11 protein-coding genes are annotated in these 24,193 nt (G+C 67.1%); 6 read left to right on the top strand and 5 right to left on the bottom strand.

From position 1 onward, the window contains the following. Positions 1 to 45: 45 nt before the first annotated feature. Together IHE47_RS06935 and IHE47_RS06930 are read left to right on the top strand one after the other, a co-directional pair. On the top strand, positions 46 to 1,527 hold the full coding sequence (locus tag IHE47_RS06935; protein ID WP_192105148.1) for an efflux transporter outer membrane subunit: 1,482 nt from the start codon (positions 46 to 48) through the stop codon (positions 1,525 to 1,527). Further along, positions 1,524 to 2,870 carry a carbohydrate porin gene (locus IHE47_RS06930; protein ID WP_343227451.1) on the top strand — a complete coding sequence of 449 codons (1,347 nt, stop codon included), beginning with the start codon at positions 1,524 to 1,526 and terminating at the stop codon, positions 2,868 to 2,870. Before IHE47_RS06935 ends, IHE47_RS06930 begins: the two co-directional genes overlap by 4 nt. A gap of 59 nt (positions 2,871 to 2,929) precedes the next feature. On the opposite strand, the gene IHE47_RS06925 is transcribed toward IHE47_RS06930, so the two are convergent. Together IHE47_RS06925 and IHE47_RS06920 are read right to left on the bottom strand one after the other, a co-directional pair. Further along, positions 2,930 to 4,684 (bottom strand): retropepsin-like aspartic protease, encoded by a 1,755-nt coding sequence (locus IHE47_RS06925; protein ID WP_225561678.1) that lies wholly within the window; start codon positions 4,682 to 4,684, stop codon positions 2,930 to 2,932. Between the two features lie 50 nt (positions 4,685 to 4,734). Continuing rightward, on the bottom strand, positions 4,735 to 5,343 hold the full coding sequence (locus IHE47_RS06920; RefSeq protein WP_192105147.1) for a class I SAM-dependent methyltransferase: 609 nt from the start codon (positions 5,341 to 5,343) through the stop codon (positions 4,735 to 4,737). A gap of 167 nt (positions 5,344 to 5,510) precedes the next feature. Between IHE47_RS06920 and IHE47_RS06915 the strand changes: the two genes are divergently transcribed. The 3 genes from IHE47_RS06915 to IHE47_RS06905 all read left to right on the top strand — a co-directional run bounded on the left by IHE47_RS06915 (position 5,511) and on the right by IHE47_RS06905 (position 10,053). Beyond that, positions 5,511 to 7,091 (top strand): DUF1800 domain-containing protein, encoded by a 1,581-nt coding sequence (locus tag IHE47_RS06915; protein WP_225561677.1) that lies wholly within the window; start codon positions 5,511 to 5,513, stop codon positions 7,089 to 7,091. A 122-nt stretch (positions 7,092 to 7,213) separates the two neighbouring features. Further along, entirely contained in the window at positions 7,214 to 8,416 is a 1,203-nt protein-coding gene (locus IHE47_RS06910; RefSeq protein WP_192105146.1) for a DUF1501 domain-containing protein, read from the top strand. A 92-nt stretch (positions 8,417 to 8,508) separates the two neighbouring features. Further along, positions 8,509 to 10,053, top strand: coding sequence for a DUF1800 domain-containing protein (locus IHE47_RS06905; protein WP_192105145.1), 1,545 nt, complete (start codon positions 8,509 to 8,511; stop codon positions 10,051 to 10,053). Positions 10,054 to 10,649: 596 nt separating this feature from the next. Here the strand turns inward: IHE47_RS06905 and IHE47_RS06900 are convergent. From IHE47_RS06900 to IHE47_RS06890, 3 genes are all read right to left on the bottom strand, one after another. Then, a complete protein-coding gene (locus IHE47_RS06900) occupies positions 10,650 to 12,419 on the bottom strand; it encodes an amidohydrolase (protein WP_225561676.1) in 1,770 nt (589 codons plus the stop codon). Between the two features lie 96 nt (positions 12,420 to 12,515). Further along, on the bottom strand, positions 12,516 to 13,445 hold the full coding sequence (locus tag IHE47_RS06895) for a sensor domain-containing protein (protein ID WP_192105143.1): 930 nt from the start codon (positions 13,443 to 13,445) through the stop codon (positions 12,516 to 12,518). Next, positions 13,445 to 13,807, bottom strand: coding sequence for a PadR family transcriptional regulator (locus IHE47_RS06890; protein WP_192105208.1), 363 nt, complete (start codon positions 13,805 to 13,807; stop codon positions 13,445 to 13,447). The genes IHE47_RS06895 and IHE47_RS06890 overlap by 1 nt, the downstream gene beginning before the upstream one ends. Positions 13,808 to 14,126: 319 nt before the next feature. On the opposite strand from IHE47_RS06890, the gene IHE47_RS06885 reads away from it, so the two are divergent. Then, complete coding sequence (locus IHE47_RS06885; RefSeq protein WP_192105142.1) at positions 14,127 to 24,191, top strand: YDG domain-containing protein; 10,065 nt, start codon at positions 14,127 to 14,129, stop codon at positions 24,189 to 24,191. Positions 24,192 to 24,193 lie beyond the last annotated feature (2 nt).

The raw sequence follows: 24,193 nt of genomic DNA, 5'->3' as shown, positions 1-24,193 counted from the left end.
ACATGCGTCGCGCCCCCACAACGGCGCGACGCCACAGGTGTTCGCATGAAGACACACATCACCCGCACATTCCGCGCGCTGCCGCTGCTGGCCAGCGCCGCCTTCCTCGCCGGCTGCATGGTCGGCCCCGACCACCACCGCCCCGACGCGCCGCAGGGCGACCGCTACACCGCGCAGCCGCTTCCCGCTTCCATCGGCCAGGACGGCGACACGCAACACTTCGCCGCCGGCATGGACGTGCCCGCGCAGTGGTGGACGCTGTTCCGGTCGCCGCAACTCGACGCGCTGATCAGGCAATCGCTCAAGGCCAACCCCGGGCTGGCCGCCGCGCAGGCCGCGCTGCGCCAGGCGCAGGAAGCGCAGGCCGCCGGCAAGGGCGCGCTGTTCCCGCAGGTCTCGGCCGACTACAACGTGGAACGCCAGCGCGTGGCCAGTACGCTGGCCAGCCCTGCCGCGTCCAACGCCTACTACTACACGCTGCACACCGCGCAGCTCGAAGTGTCGTGGGCGCCGGACCTGTTCGGCGGCAACCGCCGCCAGTTGGAGGCGTTGCGCGCGCAGACCGACGTGCAGCGCTTCCAGCTGGAAGCCGTGCGGCTCAGCCTGACCTCCAGCGTGGTGGTCGCGGCGATCCAGCAGGCCGGCTTGCGCGCGCAGGTCGAAGCCACGCAGAAGATCATCGCCGCGCAGCAGGAAACACTGGACTCGTTCCAGCGCCAGCTCAAGCTGGGCCAGCTCGCGCCGGCGGACGTGGCCGCGCAGGTCGCCACGCTGGCGCAGGCGCAAGCCACGCTGCCGCCGCTGCAGAAGCAGCTGAACCAGCAGGACGACGCCATCGCGGCCCTGCTTGGTCAATCGCCCGCGGATGCCGCGACAACCGACTTCAACCTCGCCGACCTGCACCTGCCCGGCACATTGCCGCTCAGCCTGCCCGCGCAACTGGTGGCACAACGCCCGGACGTGCGCGCCGCCGAGGCGCAGTTGCACGCGGCCAGTGCGCAGGTGGGCGTGGCCGTGGCCAATCGCCTGCCGAAGTTCACGCTCAGCGCAAACGCCGGCAGCTCGCCGATGAACATCAGTGACTTCTTCAAGGACGGCTCCGCGTTCTGGAACCTCGCCGCCGATGTCAGCGAGCCGGTGTTCGACGCCGGCACGCTCAAGCACCAGCAGCGCGCCGCCGAAGCCGCGCTGGACGAGACGAAGGCGCAATACCGCGGCACGGTGGTCGCCGCCCTGCAGAACGTGGCCGACAAGCTGTACGCGCTGAAGGCCGACGCCGATGCGCTGCAAGCCGCGCAGGTGTCCGAACAGGCCGCCAAACGCAGCCTGGACATCAACCGCCGCCAGTTCGAGCTGGGCGACGTGAACCGCGTCGCCGTGCTGCAGGCCGAGCAGGCCTGGCAGCAGGCCGAAGTCGCGCTGGTGCAGGCACAAGTCGCGCGCTACAGCGATACTGCGGCCTTGTTCCAGGCCTTGGGTGGCGGCTGGTGGCAGGACCAGCACGACGGGGAAACCGGCAGCAAGTGAAGCGACTGCAACGACTGCCAAGCCTGTTGCTCGCCGGTGCCCTCGCACTGGCGGGCAATGCACGCGCCGACGATGCGCCATCCGCCGCACCGCTGTTCGTGCCGCAATGGCTGGGCGCGCAATACACCTTCGTCGACCAGCACCAGGGTCGCGTGCATTCGCCCTACTCCGGCCCGTTGAGCCTACGCCCGCAGGGCGACACCGAACGCTCGGACACCTTCGGCGCGTACTTCGGCGTGGCCCTGCCCTGGCACCTGGCCTTCTATTTCGACGTGGAGATGTTCCGCGGCGCCGGCGTGAGCGGCGCCACGGGACTGGGCGGCCTCACCAACGGCGACGTGATCCGTGCCGGCGTGGCCGGATTGAGCAACCATGCCTATGTGGCGCGCCGCTACCTGCAATGGTCGCTGCCGCTCGGCGGCGCAAGCGAAACCGTGCAGCGCAGCCAGGACCACCTGCCCGGCACGCAAACCACGCGCCGCCTCGTCGCCAAGCTCGGCAAGATGGCGGTGAACGACGACTTCGACACCAACCGCTACGCCAACGGCACGCGCACCCAGTTCATGAACTGGGACCTGTTCAACGCCACGCCCTGGGACTTCGCCGCCGACACCCGTGGCTACACCGAAGGCCTGATGCTGGCCTGGGTCAACCCGGCATGGACGCTGCGCTACGGCGTCTACCGCATGCCGTACAAGGCCAACGGCCCGCTGCTGGAAAGCGACCTGTCGCACGCGCGCGGCGAACAGGTGCAGCTGAGCCTGCATCCGCAGCCCGACGGCTGGGTGCTGCGCCTGCTGGCCTTCCGCAACATCGCGCGCATGGGCAGCTACGGCGAAGCCATCGCGCAGGCACTGGCCACCGGCGAAGTGCCGGACGTGCAGGCCACCGACGCGCCGGGACGCCACAAGTTCGGCTTCGTCATCAACGGCGAACTGCCGCTGGCCGACGGCGGCGACACCGGCCTGTTCATGCGCGCCGGCTGGAACGACGGCCACACCGAATCCTTCGTGTTCACCGAAGTGGACCGCACGCTAGACGGCGGCTTCCAGCTCTCCGGCGTGCACTGGGGCCGCAGCGACGACCACATCGGCATCGGCTTCGCGCTCAACGCGCTGTCGCCGCTGCACCGCGAATACCTCGAAATGGGCGGCGGCGGTTTCGTGCTGGGCGATGGCGCATTGGACTACGCGCACGAGGAAATCACCGAGCTGTACTACAGCTACGCACCATTTCCGCACCTCACGCTCAGCCCGGATTTCCAGTGGATACGCCATCCCGGCTACAACCGGGAACGCGGGCCGGCTGCATTTGCGGGGTTGCGCGCGCACCTGGAGTTTTGAGCGGCGCTGGAGCACTCCCTCCAGTCCGCGGGAGAGCGGACGCCATGGTCCGCTACGCCTCAAAGGCCGTAGTGCTCGAACTGCGCATCGACCTGGGGGTTGATCGCCTTGGCCGCGGCGAGATCGGCATTCCCCGCATCAGCCTGGCCACTGCGGATCCGCGCCAGGCCTAGGCCGTAGCGCGCCCATGCCAGGCGCGGCCGTTGCGCCAGGACCTGCTCGAAGCCCGTGATGGCATCCGCGTAATCCTTCAGCCGCAACTGGACCAGGGCCTCGCTTTCAAGATAAGCCGGGGTGGCGCCATCGAGCTTGATCGCCTTGCGGCAATCATGCAGCGCCTTGTCGGGCATCACGTTGGCAAGGCCGCGCGCCCGGCAGCGGTCGTCGAGCGCGGCACCCAGGCCATGGTCGTTGCCATGCAGGCGGATCCACTCATCGAGCAGGGGCAAGGCCTCGCCGGGCTGGCCGGTCGCGATGTAGAACTGCGCGATGACACGCGACTGCTGCGACCCCGGCGGTGCCAGTTGCCGCGCCGCCGCCATGTCGCTCTCGGCGCCCGCCTTGTCCTTGTGCGCCAGCTTCAACCGCGCGCGCTGCAGCAGGTTCCCGACATCATCGGGGTCGAGCCGGATGGCCTGGTCGAGGTCGGCCATGCCCGTGTCCGGCTGCCCCAGCAGCAGGTGCACGCGCGCCCGCGTGGCATACCAGTCCGGCTTGCCCGGGTCCATCCCGATGGCCTTGTCCAGGTCGGCCAGCGCCGCCGTGGTTTCGCCGCGCGCGAGGTCGGCCTGCCCGCGCAACGCATAATCGTCCGCCGTCCTTGGCGCATCCGCGGCATCGGCCGCCGTGACATCCGGCTTGCTGTCGCCGGGCGCCTGCGCGAGGGAAAACACGCGGCCGCCGTTGTAGGTGAAATAGACCTTGCCCTGGCTGTTCGCGACGTAGATGCGATGCGCCAGGAAGAAATCCACGCCCAGCAGCATGTCGGGCGCGTCCTCGCCCGTGCCGATGCGCCCGTCCATCACCAGCACCTTGCTGTTGCTGATGGTCTCGGTGCCGATCGAATAACTGGGTATGGGCACCAGCCATGTCTGGAAGGACCTGGCACCGGCGCCGGACATGCGCCCGACGGCCTTCACGTCGGCCGCGGACAGGTCGAGGCCCGCCCGTTCCGCCGCGCTGCGCGTCAGCAGGGTCGCCTCGGAACCGCTGTCGAGCATGGCGCGGATCTTCCTGCCGTTGATGACGACGTCGACGAAGCTGCGGCTGTCGTGCGCATTCCGTGAAGAAAGCAGGTCCGCCATCTGGAAATGGCCGTCGGTGACCCAGTAGGCCATCGGCCGATCGCCGCAACTGGATGGCTTCATCAGGTGCAACTTGCCGTGCGCGAGGTCGATGTCGAGGTCGAACACGTCGAGGAAGCTGGCCCCGATGAAGCCCATGCCGCTGTCCGAGCCGCCGACCAGGAACTCGACGTTGTGGAGCGTGGCGCCCAGGATGCCGAAGTCTCTGACACGCGCCAGGCTGACGCCGAAACTGCCGCCGATGCCGGAGCCGCGCAGGTCGAAGGGAAGCATCGATTGCCGCAGCTTCAGGTCGGTGGCGTTGGCCCGCGACATGGTATTGAACATCGCGCCGGTATCGAGGATAAGGCGCGTGTTCTGGCCGTTGATCGCGGCCATGGCGGTGGCCCTGTTTCCTTCCATCTCGACCGGCAGGGCACCGTAGTCGGCCAGATGGCAGGTGCCGGCCATGGCGGTTCCGCCCAGCAGCATGGCGACGCCCAGGAACAGGATCTGCGCTTTCCGAAGCATGTTTCCCCCTTGTGGATTTGCCTGCGCCGCCGCGCCGGATGGTAATGCAGCTATGCCGGCATCTGCGCCCTCTCCAATGCCGCGATGCGCCGCTCCAGCCGCGGCCCCAGGTAGCAGTGCGAGCCACACGGCAACAAGCCGGCCTCGCCGAACTCGCGCAGGTACCAGCCCGGCGCCCGCGACACGAAGCCATGGTGGTCGCCCTCCACATCGTCGCGGCTGGTGAACAGTTCGAGGAAGGCGATGCCTTCCAGCATCTCGACCATGCCGCCGAGGCCGGCGCGGATTTCCGCAGGCTTGAGGTAGTGCAGCACGTCGGTGCACACGATCAGGTCGAAGCGCGTGTCGAAGCGCAGGTGTTCCAGTTGGCCGAAGCGCGCCAGCCCGATGTTGCGGCTGCGCCCGTAGCGCGCCACCACGTACTCGCTGGCGTCCAGCCCGCGGTAGTCGATGCCGGGCCGGAGCGCGCGCAGCGGCGCGCGCCACGTGCCCTCGCCGCAGCCCACGTCCAGCACGTTGCGGATCGGCCGGCCGAGGTAGTACTCCGCCTGCGCCACCGCCATCGCCACCTTGCGCCTGAGTTCGGCGGGCGAGCCCACCGCATGCGCGGGGTCGCGGTACCACTTGTCGAAATAGGCGCGGTCGTAGGTCTTGGGCATCGCGTGGCTCCGGCGGGATGGCGCATGGTAACCGGCGCCGCGCGGGCGCAAGTTGCTGCGAAACATGAATCGTCGGCGAACCCGCGCACCGTATCGGGGCACGAAAGTCATCGGTACCGTTATGCCCGGCGTTGAATCCCCCCGGACCTCCCATCTGGAATGCATGCATGCCCGTCGCATCGACACGTCGACGCACCACCGTGCTTGGCCTGCTGCTGGGCTGCCTGCCCGCCATGGCCTGTGCGGGGCAAGCCGGGCCGCAGGTCATGGCCACTTCCACCGTCGTCGCGAAGGTGGACGGGCTGAGCCTCGCCGACATCGCCTGGCTGCGCCGCGACGGCTTCGGCCTGGACAGCGCCACGCTGGCCAGCTACCGCCAACTCGGCCGCACGCGTTTCCTCGACGGGCAACTGGCCGGCGCCGACGACACGCTGCCGCCGCAGGTCGCCGCGCAGATCAACGCGCTGTCGGTGGTGAACACGCCGCTGTCCGAGCTGTGGGCAGATTTCCGCGATAGCCAGCAGCGCTACAAGGACATGGCCGACGGCCCCGGCAAGGAGGCCGCGAAGAAGGCGCTGCAGCAATACCGCCGCGACCTCGAGCAGCAGGCCGCGCAGGTCGAGCTGCTGCATGCGGTGTACGGCGGCGACCAGCTCAAGGAACAGCTGGTGTGGTTCTGGCTCAACCATTTCAGCGTGTACGCGAACAAGGGCCCGGTGCGCGTGTTCGCGGCAGACTACGAGGAACGGGTGATCCGCCCGCATGCGCTGGGCAAGTTCAGGGACCTGGTGATGGCCACGCTGCAAAGCCCGGCCATGCTGGTGTTCCTCGACAACGCGCAGAATGTCAAGGGCAAGACCAACGAGAACTACGCACGCGAACTGATGGAACTGCACACGCTGGGCGTGGGCGCGGGCTACACCCAGGCCGACGTGCAGCAGCTGATGCGCGTGCTCACCGGCGCCGGCCTCGCGCCGCCGAAACTGGCGCAGCGGATCGGCTATTTCGGGCGCGGCCGGCCCGGCGTCGTGCGCGACGGCCTGTTCGTGTTCAACCCCGCGAAGCACGACGACGGCGACAAGACCTTCCTCGGCCAGACCATCCGCGGCAGCGGTTACGCCGAGATCGCGCAGGCGGTGGATCTCATCACCCGCCAGCCCGCCTGCGCGCAGTTCGTCTCGCGGCAGCTGGCCGAATACTTCATCGCCGACCAGCCCTCGCCCGCCCTGCTGGATGCGATGGCGCAAACGTTCCAGCGCACCGACGGCGACATCGCCGCGGTGGTGCGCACCATGATGCTGTCGAAGGACGCGTCCGCCCTGGGCGGACGCAAGTTCAAGGATCCGATGCGCTTCGTCGTCTCGTCGATGCGCCTGGCCTACGACGGTCAACCCATCCCCAACGCCGCGCCGCTGCAGAACTGGCTGCGGCAGATGGGCGAGCCGCTGTACGGCCGCATCACGCCGGACGGCTGGCCGCTGGATTCGGCGAGCTGGACCGGCTCGGGCCAGCTGAGCAAGCGCTTCGATTTCGCCCGCGTGATCGGCAGCGGCCGCAACCGGCTGTTCGCCGATGGCGACGCCGGGCCCGTGCCGCACGACGTGCCCGACCTGCAAGGTTCCGCACTGTATCGCGACGCCATCGCGCCCACGCTTTCCGACGCCACCCGCGACGCGCTCGCCAAGGCGAAGTCACCGACGGAGTGGAACACCTTCCTGCTGTCCTCGCCCGACTTCAATTACCGCTAGCAGAACTCCCTCCCCTGCTTGCAGGGGAGGGTCGGGGTGGAGTCGCTCTTGCAGCGAAAAGCCCCCCTCTCAACCTCCCCCTGCATGCAGGGGGAGGCGCAAACCACCACCGAGGTATCGCCATGAACCGCCGCGAATTCCTGCTTGTCGCCGCCGGTGCCGCCGCCGCGTCCACGCTGTCGTTCTCCGGCCGGCTGTTCGCGGCCCCGGCCGGCACGCCGCGTTTCCTGCTGGTGTTCCTGCGCGGCGGCTACGACTGCAACAACCTGCTGGTGCCCTGCGGCAGCGACTTTTACTACGAATCGCGCCCCACGCTGGCCATCGCCAAGCCCGACGCGAACAACCCGGACAGCGCGCTGCCGCTGGACGCCAACTGGGCCTTGAGCCCGGTGGTGCGAGACTCGCTCTACCCGCTGTGGCAGAAGAAGCAGCTCGCCTTCATCCCCTTCGCCGGCACCAACGACCTCTCGCGCAGCCACTTCGAGACGCAGGACCACATCGAGCGCGGCGAACCGCTCGGCCCGGTGGCCAACTACCGCTCCGGCTTCCTCGCGCGGCTCTCCGGCGTGCTCAACGGCGACACGCCGGCAATCGCCTTCACCAACAACCTGCCGCTGAGTTTCCAGGGCGCGGGCCGCGACATCCCCAACATCTCGCTGCAGAGCGACCCCAAGGCGCATTTCGACGCGCGGCAGTCGGCCATCCTCGCCGGCATGTACAAGGGCACCTCGCTTGAACAGGCCAGCGCCGACGGCCTCGCCCTGCCCAAGACCGTGTCCGACGACCTGCGCAACGAGATGGTGGCGGCCAGCCGCGGCGCACCCAGCGCGCACAACTTCGCCGCCGAGACGCGGCGCATCGCCACCCTGATGCGCGCCCAATACCGGCTGGGTTTCGTGGACGTGGGTGGCTGGGACACCCACGTCAACCAGGGCAGCACCAAGGGCGGCCTCGCCAACAACCTGAAGAACCTCGGCGAGGGCCTCGCCGCCTACGCCGACGCGATGGGCGACGCCTGGAACGACACCACGGTGGTGGTGCTCTCCGAATTCGGCCGCACCTTCCGCGAAAACGGCGACCACGGCACCGACCACGGCCACGGCACCGTGCACTGGGTGCTGGGCGGCAAGGTGGCCGGCGGCCGCATCGCCGGCGAACAGCTCGCCGTGAACCAGCAGAACCTGCTGCAGAACCGCGACTACCAGGTGCTCAACGACTACCGCGACGTGCTGGGCGGGATGTTCACGCGGCTGTGGGGCCTGAGCGGCAACCAGCTGCAGACGGTGTTCCCGCAAGCCAGGCCGAAGGACCTGCGGCTCGTGTAGGAGCACCCTGTGCGCGATTGCCGTACGCTCCGATCAAGGCAAGAACAATCGCGCACAAGGTGCGCTCCTACGCCACCGCACGGATAGCCGCCATGCATTGCCGCGCACTCGTTCCCCTGCTCACGACCGCGACCCTGCTGCTCGCCGCCTGCGCCAGCCAGCCCACGCAGGCCGGCGCACCGGCAGCGCGCGGCGCGTTCAACGGCAATGACCTCACCTGGCTGCGCCGCGACGGTTTCGGCGTGGACGGCGCGGACGTGGCGCGCTATCGGAAGCTGGGCCGCGAAGGCCTGCTCGATGCGCAGCTGGCCGACCATGTGCCCGGCGCGCTGCCGCCGCCCATCGCGGGGCTAATCCACGGCTTCGAGGCGATCGACACGCCGATGCCGAAGCTGCTGGGCGACCTGTACGACGCGCAGCAACAGATCAAGGCCATGCCTGCCGGGCCGGACAAGGACGCCGCCAACAAGGCATGGCAGCAGCACGGCAACGCGCTGATGCAGCAGGCGCGGCAGGCCGAACTGCTGCAGGCCGCGTACGGGCCCAACCAGCTCAAGGAACAACTGGTGTGGTTCTGGCTCAACCACTTCAGCGTGTATGCGCCCAAGGGCCGCATCCGCTGGGAGCTGGCCGACTACCAGCAGCACGTGATCCGCGCGCACGCGCTGGGCCGGTTCCGGGACCTGGTGATGGCCACACTGGAAAGCCCGGCGATGCTGGAGTACCTAGACAACGCGCAGAACGCCAAGGGCCACGTCAACGAGAACTACGCGCGCGAGCTGATGGAGCTGCACACGCTGGGCGTGGGCTCGGGCTACACCCAGCAGGACGTGCAGCAGCTGGCGCTGATCCTCACCGGCGTCGGCATCGTGCCGGCGGACGGCAAGCCGCAACACTTCAACGCGCAGGCGGCGCCGCTGGTGGTGCAGCACGGCCTGTTCCAGTTCAACCCGTACCGACACGACTTCGGCGACAAGGTATTCCTCGGCCAGCACATCAAGGGGCGCGGCTTCGACGAGGTGAAACAGGCGGTAGACCTCATCGTGCGCCAGCCGGCCTGCGCGCAGTTCGTCTCGCGCCGGCTCGCGCAGTACTTCGTGGCCGACAACCCGCCGCCCGCGCTGGTGGCGCGCATGGCGCAGACCTTCCGCCAGACTGGCGGCGACATCGCCGCGGTGCTGCACACCATGCTCGATTCGCGCGAACTGCTGACCAACGGCAAGCAGTTCATGGACCCCACGCGCTTCGTGGTGTCCTCGGTGCGCCTGGCCTACGACGGCAAGCCCATCGCCAACGCCCTGCCGCTGGTGTACTGGCTGGACCAGCTGGGCGAGCCGCTGTACGGCCGCATCACGCCCGACGGCTGGCCGCTGGACGGCGCCAGTTGGACCGGCTCGGGCCAGCTCTCGACCCGCTTCGACATCGCCGCCGCCATCGGCAACGGCAACACCCAGCTGTTCACGCCGCCCGGCAGCAAGACGCGCGAGGCCGGCTTCCCCATGCTGGCCACGCGGCTGTACTACGACGCCATCGAGCCGCACCTTTCCGTCGTCACGCGCGATGCGCTGGCCAAGGCGAACTCGCAGCAGGAGTGGAACACCTTTCTGCTGGCTTCGCCGGATTTCAATTATCGTTGAGGACAGTCTGCTTGCCGGATGATGGAAGGGGAATAAACCCGACCCCCAGACTTCGAACCTGATCACGCTTGATTGGCGCGAATTACCAGTCAGGCAAAAACTTATAAGCCTGGTTCGCAAGCATGATGACAATCAATAATGAAAGCACTGCCAAGACAATTACGCCACCATATCGGTGGCCGAATGGCACAGGGTGAGTCTTGAATTTTTCCTTGAAGTATTTCTCTACTTCCTGACTCTTCAGCATCACGCCATTGCGACAATTTGAGCAAGCCAACTGGTATCTTATGTCACTTGCAAAATTCATGATGAGATTGAACGTCGTGAGCCTGTATTGAAGCCATATATTGTGATTTTGATTTTGTTTGCAAACCGGACAAAACTTAACCTGCTTCTGGCCGAGATTCCGCAGTTCATTGTGCGATTGCAAAAAGATCACCTGGACTCCCCTCATTCCTGTGAAATTAAATCCGTCATCATCCCGGCTCCAGCCCCTCGACCCTACGTTCAAAGTGGCAGCGTGAGGCAATGGTCACATGATGGCCATATCTGCAGCGCATGAGCTCATTGCAAAACAGGATTAGATAAAATCCTCCTCAATTCACATGGTCAAACTCGGGCATGGCCTCGAACAACTGGCCGCTGCGCCACGCCTCCGCACCCTCCCGCTGGTACACCAGCCTGCCGCCGACGAAGGTGTAGAGCACCCGCGTGCGCAGGATCTGGTCGTCGGGGATGGTCAGCAGGTTGCCCGAGATCACCACCATGTCGGCGAGCTTGCCGGGGCTCAGCGTGCCGAGGCGCTGGTCCTCGAAGTTGGCATAGGCATTGTTGAACGTGTAGGAGCGCAGCGCCTCCAGCCGGGTCTTGGCCTGCGCGGGGAAGAAGCGCTGGCCGCGGCCGTTGTCGCGCGTCACCGCGCAGTAGAAGCCGGCGATGGGATTGGTGTCCTCCACCGGCGTGTCGCTGCCGTCCAGCACCATCGCGCCGCTTTCGATCAGCGAGTGCCACACGTAGGCACCCTCCTTCGCACGTTGCTCGCCCAGGTGCGGCACCACGTAGGGCGCGTCCGAGCAGGCGTGGATGGACTGCATCGAGGCGATCACGCCGAGCTGCGCGAAGCGCGGGATGTCGGAGGGCGCCAGGTGCTGCGCGTGCTCGATGCGCCAGCGCAGCGCGTGCGCTGCCGGATCCTCGGCGAAGATCTTCTGGTACATGTCGAGCAGTTCGCGGTTGGCGCGGTCGCCGATCGCGTGGATCGACACCTGGAAGCCGTCGCGCGCGGCGATGCGCGCGATCTGTTCGAGCGTGGCCATCGGCGTGACGTTCTTGCCGGTGACGCCCGGCGCGTCGTCGTACGGCTTGAGGAACCACGCGCTGTGCGTGCCCAGTGCGCCGTCGGAAACATCCTCGCCCACGCCGCGCACGGTGAAGTGGTCGTCGGCGAAGCCGATCGTGCGGTACCTGGCGAGGTTCCTGTCGAGGCTGGCGACGTCCAGCACGCCGACGTTGACGTACAGGCGCAGCGGGAAGCCCTTGGTGGCCTGCTGCTTGAGCCAATCAATCGTCTGGAAGTCCTCGCCCATGTCCACGAAGCCGGTGATGCCCTTGCTCACCTCGTTCTGCATGGCCAGTTTCAGCGACTGCTCCTTGCGCGCGGCCAGCTCCTGCGGCGGCAGGCCGTCGAGATAACGGTTGTAGGCCGCGTACACCGCGTCGCCCGCGGTGTCGCGCAACGCGCCGATGGCGTTGCCCCGGGCGTCGCGCACGATGCTGCCGCCGACGGGATCGGGCGTGTCGTGGCCGATGCCGGCGAGCTTCAGCGCCATGGCGTTCGCGTAGATCGCGTGACCGCTGGTGTGCGCGAGCAGCACGGGGTTGTCCGGCGACACCGCGTCGAGGCTGGCCGGCAGCGGCAGGCCGTCGATGTTGGGTTGCGGCACCTTGTCCCATTTGCTCTGCTGCCAGCCCTGGCCGACGATCCATTCGCCCGGCTTGGCCTTGGCCACCGCGGCCTTGACCATCGCCACGACGGCATCCCAGTTCGGCGCCGTGCCCGCATTGAGCTGGGTCAGCGAATCGCCAGTGTCCAGCAGGTGGCCATGGCCCTCGATGAAGCCGGGGGCGACGAAGGCGCCGTGCAGGTCCAGCACCCTGGTGTCCGGGCCGACGTAGCGCGCGATGTCGGCGTCGCTGCCCAGCGCGGCGATCTTGCCGTCCTTCACCGCCAGCGCCTGCACGCTCGGCTGCAGCGGATCGAGCGTGGCGATGCTGGCGTCGCGCAGCACCAGGTCGGCGGCGGGCAACGCGGGCGGGAAGCCCTTGACCGGCGCGTCCGCCGCGGCAGCCGCGAGCGAAGCCAGCATGAGGGCCGCAAGCCCGGATCGACGGAAGCGCATGGTTTCTCCCCGGTGGCCGCGCACGGACGCGCCGGCCCAGCGTAGGAATACCGCCGCGCGGGGTCAACCGCGCTCCACGCCCCGCACCAGCAGTCCCTTGGCCAGCGCACCGTGCATGTGGCCGAGCCCGCGCACCACGTGCAGCAGTGTGAAGAACAGCAGCACGCCCAGCACGCACAGCACGCTCGCGCCGCCCCAGCCACTCAGCCATTCGATGCCGCCGCAGGCCCAGTCCGACAGGCCGGTGCAGGTCCCGGTGTCCCAGTGCCCGAGCTCGGCGACCAGCTTCAGGACGGGGGCCGCGGCAAAGCTCAGCGAAACGGCCAGCCACGCCACGATCAGCGTGAAGTAGAAGATGCCCAGCGGCAGCTGCAGCAGTGCGTACAGCATCGAGCTCCAACTGCGCGGGTCGGTGAACATCGCGCCGATGCGCTGGAACAGCGTCATGTCCTTCGGCGGGTACGGCGGCCGGCGCGGCATGCGCACGCCCAGCATGGTTTCCACCAGGCGCCCTTCCAGCAGCGCCAGTCCGCGCACGCTGCCGAAGAACAGCACGATGAACGGCAGGCCGATGATCAACACCGAGAAGCCCGCCGACATCGAGAGGCCGGTAATCACCCAGGTGAAGTACGCGATGCCGGTGACCAGCCCGAACAGCAGGTAGAACAGCGCGCCCCAGGCGCGCGGATCGGCGATCACGCCGAAGAAGCGGCCGGCGGCCGAGCGCCGTTGCGGCGGCGGCGGCGGGCGGATCGCGCGCTGGATCCGGATCTCCTGGTCGCGGTAGATCTCGGCCACTTCATCAGGCGCGCCGTAGCTTTCGACCACGTGCTCGAGCATCGCGGCCTCGTCGCGGCCGGGGCGCTCGTACAGTTCGGCGCGCAGATGTTCCTCGGCGTCGTACAACGCATCCTGGATCAGCGCGGGATCGGCGCCGCGCAGGGCGACGCGCAGTTGTTCAAGGTATTCGTTGATGGTGCGTGGCGTGGTCATCACAGCTCCCCTTGCAGGACCTTGTCTACGGAATCGCGACTGGCGTTCCACGCGGCGATCCATTCGCGCAGCACCTCGCGGCCGACTTTCGTGATGCGGTAATAGCGGCGCGGCGGCCCGCTCACCGAGGGCTCCACCTCGCTGGCCAGCAGGCCCGCGCCTTCGAGGTTGCGCAGCACCGGATACAGCGCGCTCTGCTTGCCCGCCAGCACGCCCTCGCCCGCCTGCTCCAGCCGCTTGGCGATCTGGTAGCCGTACAGCGGCTGGCGCGACTGCCCCAGCACCGCCAGCAGCACCAGCGACACCGTGCCCGCGGACAGCTCCTTCTGGAACTTCTTCAGTTGGCCGTCGATCTCGTCCACCTGCTTGCCCGCCCTGCTGCATAGCTTGGACTGAAGCATAGTGTTGACTTCGCACTAGTACATGCGCCGGAAGTCATGCCGGGGCGCCATTGGCCGGGCAACGATGCCCGTATGTTGCCGGGGAGTTTTTGAGACTAAACTGCCGCCCGACATGGGCATATGGATGGATGCGACAGCAGCCTGAATTCCCGGGGATGTCACCGCCGGCGGGCACGTTGCCCGTGCGAACCGTGCACAACGGTGTCGGCTGCGCTTCCCCGTGCATGTCCAGCCACAAAAAAGCGAGGGGCCGGCCAGGCTCCTCACAGGGGACAATCGAATGAATCGTATCTTTCAGTTGGTCTGGAACCGCGAGCTGTGCGTGCTCCAGGTCGCGTCCGAACTCACCCGCGGCCACCGCAAGGGCGGGCGCAGCGCCGAAGGCGGCACGCGTCGCGCGGCATGGTTGGCAGGCATCCCCCTGAGCCTGCCGCTGGTGGCGCTGGCGGCCATACCCTCCCCCGGCATTCCCGTCACGGGCGCCTCCCCCGCCGTCACCGCCGCCGTGGCGGCAAACGCGCTGCCCACGGGCGGCCAGGTCACCGGCGGCACCGGCCAGCTTGCGCAGCACGGCAATACGCTCACCATCACCCAGCAGAGCCAGAACCTCTCGCTCAACTGGCAGACCTTCGATATCGGCAGCCAGTCCACCGTGGACTTCGTGCAGCCGAATGCCAGCGCCATTGCGGTCAACCGCATCGCCGACACCAACGGCAGCCGGATCTTCGGCCACCTCGACGCCAACGGCCAGGTCTTCCTGATCAATCCCAACGGCATCCTGTTCGGCAAGAGCGCGCAGGTGAACGTGGGAGGCCTCGTCGCCTCGACGCTGGATGTCGACGACAACACCCTGGACACCGGCTCGCTGAGCTTCAGCGGCACCGGCAAGGGCAGCGTGACCAATCTGGGCACGATCAACGTAGCCGGCGGCGGCTACGCGGCCCTGCTCGGCAACCAGGTCGTCAACCAGGGGGCAATTCATGCCCAGCTCGGTGCCGTGGCGCTCGCCGGCGGCAGCGCGGTGACGCTCAGCTTCAGCGGCGACAAGCTGGTGGGCGTGCGCGTGGACCAGGGCGCGCTCGACGCCCTGGCGCAAAACGGCCAGTTGATCGAAGCCGATGGCGGCAACGTATGGATGACCGCCGGCGCACGCGACAGCCTGCTCGCCAGCGCGGTGAACAACACCGGCACCATCGAGGCGCAGACCGTGCAGAACCGGAGCGGCCACATCATGCTGCTGGGCGGCATGGATGCAGGCACGGTCGGCGTGGGCGGCACGCTCGATGCCAGCGCCCCCGATGGCGGGAACGGCGGACAGGTCGAAACGAGCGCCGCGCAGGTCAATGTTGCGGACACCGCGCGGATCACGACCGCCGCCCGCCTGGGCCTGGCCGGAACGTGGCTGATCGACCCGTCCGATTTCACGGTCGCGCCTAGCGGCGGCAACATGACGGGCGCGACGCTGACGAGCGAGCTGGCGGGCGGACCCGTCACCATCCAGTCAAGCGCGGGGACGGCGGGCGGCAGCGGCAACATCAATATCGACGACAACGTAAGCTGGAGCCTGCACACGCTGACGCTGACGGCGGCCAACAACGTCAACGTCAACGCGACGATGACGGCGAGCGGCACGGCAGGCCTTGCGGTCAACACGGCGACGGCCAATGGCGGGGACGCCGCCGTGACCGGCGGCACGCTGAACATGGGGCTGGGCAGCAGCGGGTTCGTTGGGCAGGTGAATTTCACGGGTTCGGGCAACTCGCTGACGATCAACGGGCACAGCTACACGCTGGTCAACAGCGCTTCAACGCTAGGGGGCATGGGGACATCCGGCTTCTATGCGCTTGCGGGCAACCTGACTCTCTCAGGCAACTTCACGCCGATCGGAGACAGCACCACCGCGTTCTCGGGTGTGTTCGATGGACTTGGCCACACCATCAGCGGCCTCAGCATCACGAACTCCACCGCAACCGACGTAGGGTTGTTTGGAGCGTCCTCGGGCACGATCCGCAACGTGGGTTTGTTGAACGAAAGCGTTTCGGGCACAAGCCAGGGGGCTTCCATTGGCGGATTGGTGGGCGATAACTCAGGCACCATCAACAACGTTTTCATGACGGGAACGGTCAGCGGCGCGGGAAACCCAAGCAACGCGAGCGACCAAGGAGGCGGCGAGTGGGTGGGTGGACTGGCCGGCGCCAACGAGTCCGGTGGAACCATCAGTAACGCCTATGCCACGGGAGCGGTTACCGGCTCGTCATATTCCGCCAATCTCGGAGGCCTCGTCGGGACCAATTACGGCACGATTCGCAATGCCTATGCGACTGGGTCGGTGAGTGGTTCCTATAGTGGCACCTTGCCTGAAGCAGACAATATTGGTGGACTCGTCGGTTTTAACCCTGGAACCATCGTGAATGCCTATGCCACAGGCAGCGTGTCCAGCGCCAAGATTACGTACAGCGGGAGTAATTACGGGAACGCCATCGGCGGACTTGTGGGCTACAACTATGGCAACGGCTCGATCACCGACACGTATGCCACGGGAACAGTGTCGAGTCCGAACACGCACGATTATCTGGGTGGTCTGGTTGGCGAGGTCAACATCCCCGCTGGCTACACTGGCAAGGTCACCACCAGCTATTGGGATACCTCGAACAACAGTGCGCTGCCCAGTGGTGTTGGCAATGGCAGCACCAGTGGGGTAGCTGGCTTGACCACGACCCAGATGGAGCAAGCCAGCAATTTTTCAGGCTGGAGCATTGCGACAACCGGCGGCCAGGGCCTGGCCTGGCGTATCTACGCTGGCGACACCACGCCCCTGATCGAAAGCCTGCTGGTTCCGCTGACGATCTCCGCGAGCAATCAAACGGTGACGTACAACGGAACCAATCAGGACACCGCGGTGGTGGGCTATTCGTTGCCATCGCCAAATGTTTCGGCAATCACGCTGGGGTTGACGGCGGCGCAACACGCCGGCTCCCATGCCGAGAACATATCGTCGGCGTATTCGACCACCTACGACCTGAGCATAGGCACGTCAAGCGCGACCCTGACGATCAACCCGGCGACGCTGACGGTATCGCTGACCAATACCGGCGTGACCAAGACCTACGACGGGACAACCAGCGCACCATCCGGCTTTACCCCGACATACCACGTCACCGGCTTTGTCTCCGGCGATACCGCCGCGACCCTGTCCGACACGGGTGCCGCGTACAACAACGCGCACGTGGCCGGCGCCACCGAGCTCACCGTATCGGGGCTTGGCATCACCGGCGTCACCGGCAGCAATGGCTCGCTGGCCGGCGATTACACCCTGGCCTCCACCAGCGCCAACGTGTCGGCGAGCATTACGCCCATCGTGCTGGCGGCCACGGCACCGACCATCGGCGGCATCACGACCAAGGTCTACGACGGCACCACGACGGCAATCGGCGCCACCTTGGTTGGCGGCAGCATCAGTGGCGCGCTCGGCGGCGACAACCTGTCGCTCAACACCAGCGGCATCTCACTGAACTACAACAGCAGCCACGTCGCCACCGCCAGCAGCATCGGCGCCAGCGGCAGCCTTTCGGTGAATATCCTCAGCAGCACGCACGGCAGCCAGAGCACGGACTACAGCGTGGCGATGCCCTCCATCGCCGCAATGGCCGGGACCATCACGCCGGCGACACTGACGGCGACGCTGACCAACAGCGGTGTGACCAAGACCTATGACGGCACGACCAATGCGCCGGCTGGCTTTACACCGACGTACAGCTACAGCGGGCTGGTCTCGGGCGACACCAGCGCCAGCCTGTCCAGCACGGGCATCGCTTACGACAGCGCGCATGTGGCCAGCGCCACCGAGGTCACCGTATCGGGGCTGGGCATCACCAGCGTCACCGGCAGCAACGGTTCGCAGGCCAGCGATTACACGCTGGCATCCGGCAACGCGAGCGTGGCGGCCACGATCACGCCAGCACCGTTGACGGTGTCGCTCTCCAACACCACCAACGTCAGCAAGACCTACGACGGCACCGCGTCCGCACCGTCGGGCTTCACTCCGACCTACAGCATCGCGGGCCTGGTTCCGGGCGACAGCGCCACGGTGAGCAGTTCGGCGACGCCGGTCTTCGATTCCGCACACGTCGCCTCGGCGACGGCGATCACGCAGGGCGGCCTGTCGTTGGCATCGATCACCGGCAACGGCACCGACAATTCCGTGCTCGGCGATTACACCCTGGCGAGCACCACGGCTGCCACCGGCGCTGGCATCGCAAGCATCGTGCCGGCGACGCTGACAGCGACGCTGACCAACAGCGGCGTGACCAAGACCTATGACGGCACGACCAATGCACCGGCTGGCTTTACGCCGACGTACAGCTACAGCGGGCTGGTCTCGGGCGATACCGATGCCAACCTGTCCAGCACGGGCATCGCTTACGACAGCGCGCATGTGGCCAGCGCCACCGAGGTCACCGTATCGGGGCTGGGCATCACCGGCGTCACCGGCAGCAACGGTTCGCAGGCTACCGATTACACGCTGGCATCCGGCAACGCGAGCGTGGCGGCCACGATCACGCCAGCGCCACTGACGTTATCGCTCTCCAACACCACCAACGTCAGCAAGACCTACGACGGCACCACGGCAGCGCCCAGCGGCTTCACCCCGACCTACAGCATCGCGGGCCTGGTGTCGGGTGACAGTGCCACGGTGAGCAGTTCGGCGACGCCGGTCTTCGATTCCGCGCACGTCGCCTCGGCGACGGCGATCACGCAAGGCGGCCTGTCGTTGGGATCGATCACCGGCAACGGCACCGACAATTCCGTGCTCGGCGATTACACCCTGGCGAGCACCACGGCTGCCACCGGCGCTGGCATCGCCAGCATCTCGCCGCTGACGCTGACGGTCTCGGCGCCGACCATCGGCGGCAGCACGACCAAGGTCTACGACGGCAGCACGACAGCATCCGGCGCGATCCTGTCCGGCGGCGGTGTCAGCGGCGCGCTCGTCGGCGACGACCTGTCACTCGACACCAGCGGCATCACGCTGGACTACAACAGCAGCCACGTCGCCACCGCCAGCAGCATCGGCGCCAGCGGCAGCCTCGCGGTGGACATCCTCAGCAGCACGAACGGCAGCCAGAGCACGGACTACAGCGTAACGTTGCCCTCCATCGCCCCGGTGGCCGGAACCATCACGCCGGCGCCACTGACGGCAGCGCTGACCAACACCGGCGTCAGCAAAACCTATGATGGCACCATCGCCGCGCCGGCCGGGTTCACCCCGACGTACGACGTCACCGGATTCGTCTCCGGCGATACCGCCGCGACCTTGACGGACACCGGTGCGGCCTACAACAGCGCGCACGTGGCCACTGCCACCGACGTCACCGTATCCGGGCTGGGCATCACTGGCATTGCCGGCAGCAACGGTTCACTGGCCAGCGATTACGTCCTGGCCTCCACTAGCGCGAATGTCGCGGCGACCATCACGCCTGCCATATTGACGGCGACGCTGACCAACAACGGCGTGACCAAGACCTACGACGGGACGACCAGCGCCCCTGCCGGCTTCACCCCGACGTACAGCATCATCGGATTTGTCTCCGGCGACACCGCCGCCACCCTGTCCAACACGGGCGCCACGTACGATAGCGCGCACGTGGCCACCGCCACCGAGGTCACCGTATCCGGACTGGGCATCACCGGCGTCACCGGCAGCAATGCATCACTGGCCAGCGATTACACCCTGGCCTCCACCAGTGTGTACGTGCCGGCAACGATCACGCCTGCCACATTGACTGCGACCCTGACCAACAGCGGCGTGACCAAGACCTACGACGGGACGACCAACGCACCGACCGGGTTCACTCCGACATACGACATCGCCGGGTTTGTCTCCGGCGATACCGCCGCCACCCTGTCCGACACGGGCACCGCTTACGACAGTGCGCATGTGGTCAGCGCCACCGAAGTCACCGTATCGGGGCTGGGCATCGCCGGCGTCACCGGCAGCAACGGTTCGCAGGCTACCGATTACACGCTGGCATCCGTCAACGCGAGCGTGGCGGCCACGATCACGCCAGCGCCATTGACGGTATCGCTCTCCAACACCACCAACGTCACCAAGACCTACGACGGCACCACGGCAGCGCCCAGCGGCTTCACCCCGACCTACAGCATCGCGGGCCTGGTGTCGGGTGACAGTGCCACGGTGAGCAGTTCGGCGACGCCGGTCTTCGATTCCGCGCATGTCGTCTCGGCGACGATGATCGCGCAAACCGGCCTGTCACTGTCGGCGATCATCGGCAACGGCAGCGACAATTCCGTAATCGGCGATTACACCTTGTCGAGCACCACGGCTTCCACCGGTATTGGCGTCGCCAGCATCTCGCCGCTGACGCTGACAGTCTTGGCACCGACCATCGGCGGCATCACGACCAAGGTCTACGACGGCACCACAACAGCGGCCGGCGCGATCCTGTCCGGCGGCAGTGTCAGCGGCGCGATCGGCGGCGACAGTCTGTCGCTCAATACCAGCGGCATCACGCTGGACTACAACAGCAGCCACGTCGCCACCGCCAGCAGCATCGGCGCCAGCGGCAGCCTTTCGGTGGATATCCTCGGCAGCACGAACGGCAGCCTGAGCACGGACTACAGCGTGGCGCTGCCCGCCATCGCCCCGGTGGCCGGGACCATCACGCCGGCCACATTGACGGCGACGTTGACCAACAGCGGCGTGACCAAGACCTACGACGGCACGACCAGCGCCCCTGCCGGTTTCACCCCGACGTACGACGTCACTGGCTTTGTCTCCGGCGATACCGCCGCGACCCTGTCCAATACCGGCAGCGTTTACGACAGCGCGCATGTAGCCACCGCCACCGAGGTCACCGTATCCGGGCTGGGCATCACCAATGTCATCGGCAGCAACGGCTCACTGGCCAGCGATTACGCCCTGGCATCCACCAGCGCGAATGTCGCGGCGACCATCACGCCGGCCACATTGACGGCGACGTTGACCAACACCGGCGTGACCAAGACCTACGATGGCACGACCAGCGCACCGGCCGGGTTCACCCCGACGTACGACGTCACCGGATTCGTCTCCGGCGATACCGCCGCCACCCTGTCCGACACGGGGGCCGCATACAACAGCGCGCACGTGGCCAGCGCCACCGGCGTCACCGTATCCGGGCTGGGCATCACCGGTATTGCCGGCAGCAACGGTTCACTGGCCAGCGATTACGCCCTGGCCTCCACCAACGCGAATGTCGCGGCGACCATCACGCCTGCAACGCTGACGGCAGCGTTGACCAACAGCGGCGTGACCAAGACCTATGACGGCACGACCAACGCACCGGCCGGCTTCACCCCGACGTACGACATCACTGGATTCGTCTCCGGCGATACCGCCGCCACCCTGTCCGACACGGGGGCCGCATACGACAGCGCGCACGTGGCCACTGCCACCGACGTCACCGTATCCGGGCTGGGCATCACTGGCATTGCCGGCAGCAACGGTTCACTGGCCAGCGATTACGTCCTGGCCTCCACCAGCGCGAATGTCGCGGCGACCATCACGCCGGCAACGCTGACGGCGACGCTGACCAACACCGGCGTGACCAAGACCTACGACGGCACGACCAGTGCGCCGGCCGGCTTCACCCCGACGTACAGCATCACCGGATTCGTGCCCGGCGATACCGCTGCGACCCTGTCCAATGCCGGCAGCGTTTACGACAGCGCGCATGTGGCCACCGCCACCGGCGTCACCGTATCCGGGGTGGGCATCACCAGTGTCACCGGCAGCAATGCTTCGCAGGCCAGCGATTACACCTTGGCCTCCACCAGTGCGAATGTCGCGGCGACCATCACGCCTGCAACGCTGACGGCAACGTTGACCAACAGCGGCGTGACCAAGACCTACGACGGGACGACCAGCGCACCGGTCGGTTTCACCCCGACGTACGACATCACCGGATTCGTCTCCGGCGATACCGCCGCCACCCTGTCCAGCACAGGCACTGCTTACGACAGCGCACATGTGACCACCGCCACCGAGGTCACCGTATCGGGACTGGGCATCACCGGCGTCACTGGCAGCAATGCTTCGCAGGCCAGCGATTACACCCTGGCATCCACCAGTTTGTACGTGCCGGCAACGATCACGCCTGCCACATTGACGGCGACGCTGACCAACACCGGCGTGACCAAGACCTACGATGGGACGACCAACGCACCGGCCGGCTTCACCCCGACGTACGACGTCACCGGATTTGTCTCCGGCGATACCGGCGCCACCCTGTCCGACACGGGGGCCGCATACGACAGCGCGCACGTGGCCAGCGCCAGCGCGGTCACCGTATCGGGGCTGGGCATCGCCGATGTCACCGGCGGCAATGCTTCGCTAGCCAGCGATTACGTCCTGGCCTCCACCAGCGCGAATATCGCGGCGACCATCACGCCGGCAACGCTGACGACGACGCTGACCAACACTGGCGTGATCAAGGCCTACGACGGGACGACCAGTGCGCCGGCCGGCTTCACCCCGACGTACGACGTCACCGGATTCGTCTCCGGCGATACCGCCGCGACCTTGACGGACACCGGTGCGGCCTACAACAGCGCGCACGTGGCCACTGCCACCGACGTCACCGTATCCGGGCTGGGCATCACCGGTATTGCCGGCAGCAACGGTTCACTGGCCAGCGATTACGTCCTGGCCTCCACCAGCGCGAATGTCGCGGCGACCATCACGCCGGCAACGCTGACGGCGACGCTGACCAACAGCGGCGTGACCAAGACCTACGACGGCACGACCAGTGCGCCGGCCGGGTTCACCCCGACATACGACGTCACCGGATTCGTCTCCGGCGATACCGCCGCCACCCTGTCCGACACGGGGGCCGCATACGACAGCGCGCACGTGGCCGCTGCCACCGAGGTCACCGTATCCGGGCTGGGCATCACCGGTATTGCCGGCAGCAACGGTTCACTGGCCAGCGATTACGTCCTGGCCTCCACCAGCACGAATGTGGCGGCGACCATCACGCCGGCAACGCTGACGGCAACGCTGACCAACACCGGCGTGACCAAGACCTACGACGGCACGACCAGCGCACCGGCCGGGTTCACCCCGGCGTACGGTTACAGCGGGCTGGTCTCCGGCGATACCGGCGCAACCTTGACGGACACCGGCGCGGCCTACAACAGCTCGCAGGTATCCAGCGCCACGAATGTAACGGTGACGGGCCTGGGCATCGGCAGCATCACGGGCAGCGTGGGTTCGTTGGCCAGTGACTACGCTTTGGCGGCCAACAGCGCCAGCGTGGCGGCGACGATCACGCCGGCGGTGCTGACCGCCAGCCTTACCGGCCAGATCAGCAAGGTGTATGACGGCACGTCGGCAGCAACGCTTGCGTCCGGCAACTACTTGTTGACCGGCGTGATCGGCGGCGATGCGGTAAGCCTCGACACCCCAAGCTCCGGCACTTATGCCTCGGCGAATGCCGGCAGCGGCATCGATGTGCAGGTGGGCGGGCTGGCCATCAGCGGCAGTGCCGCAGGCAACTATGTCCTTGGCAACGGCACGGCCAGTGCTGCGATCGGAACGATCACCCCTGCCCGCCTCACCGTCACTGCCAACAACGCCAGCGCCATCTACGACGCCCAACCCTACAGCGGCGGCAACGGCGTGACCTACAGCGGCTTCGTCGACGGGCAGACCGCCGCCGTACTGGGTGGCGCACTGGGCTATGGCGGAAATTCCCAGGGCGCCATGAACGTGGGCAACTATGCGATCACGCCCGCCGGCCTGAGCTCGGACAACTACACCATCACCTACGACAGCGGCAGGCTGGCGATAACGCCAGCCACGCTGACCTACGTGGCGACACCGGTGCAGGTGTATGCCGGGCAGGCGATTCCGGCACTGGGCGGCACGGTCACCGGCTTCCAGGGCAGCGACACGCTGGCCGATGCCACGACCGGCACGTTGGGCTTTGCCACCCAGGCCACGGCACAGAGCCCGGCCGGGCAATACGCCATCATCGGCAGCGGGCTTGCCGCCAACGACGGCAACTACACCTTCGTGCAGGCCGCAGGCAATGCGCTCGCCTTCAACGTGGCGCCCGACAGCGCAACCGCACTGCCGGGCGTGGCAACTGCGCAGCAGTTGCTTGGACAGGCCGCACCTGCGGGTATCGCGTCATTGCCAGGCGGGCTGCTGGTATCGGCGGCGGCCTCGCCGGACGAATCGTTGCCGGCAACCATGCCGCCACGCTCCGCCACTGCGCCAGCCGGATCGGACCTCTACGCCCCGGATGTCCGCGTCGTAAGCGGCGGCGTACGCCTGCCCTGACG

It is taken from the genome of Rhodanobacter sp. DHB23 (assembly GCF_014842975.1).
In the GTDB taxonomy this organism is placed as follows: Bacteria; Pseudomonadota; Gammaproteobacteria; order Xanthomonadales; family Rhodanobacteraceae; genus Rhodanobacter_A.
The sequence above is the reverse complement of the archived record's forward strand: the minus strand, read 5'-3'. Positions and strand labels throughout refer to the sequence as shown.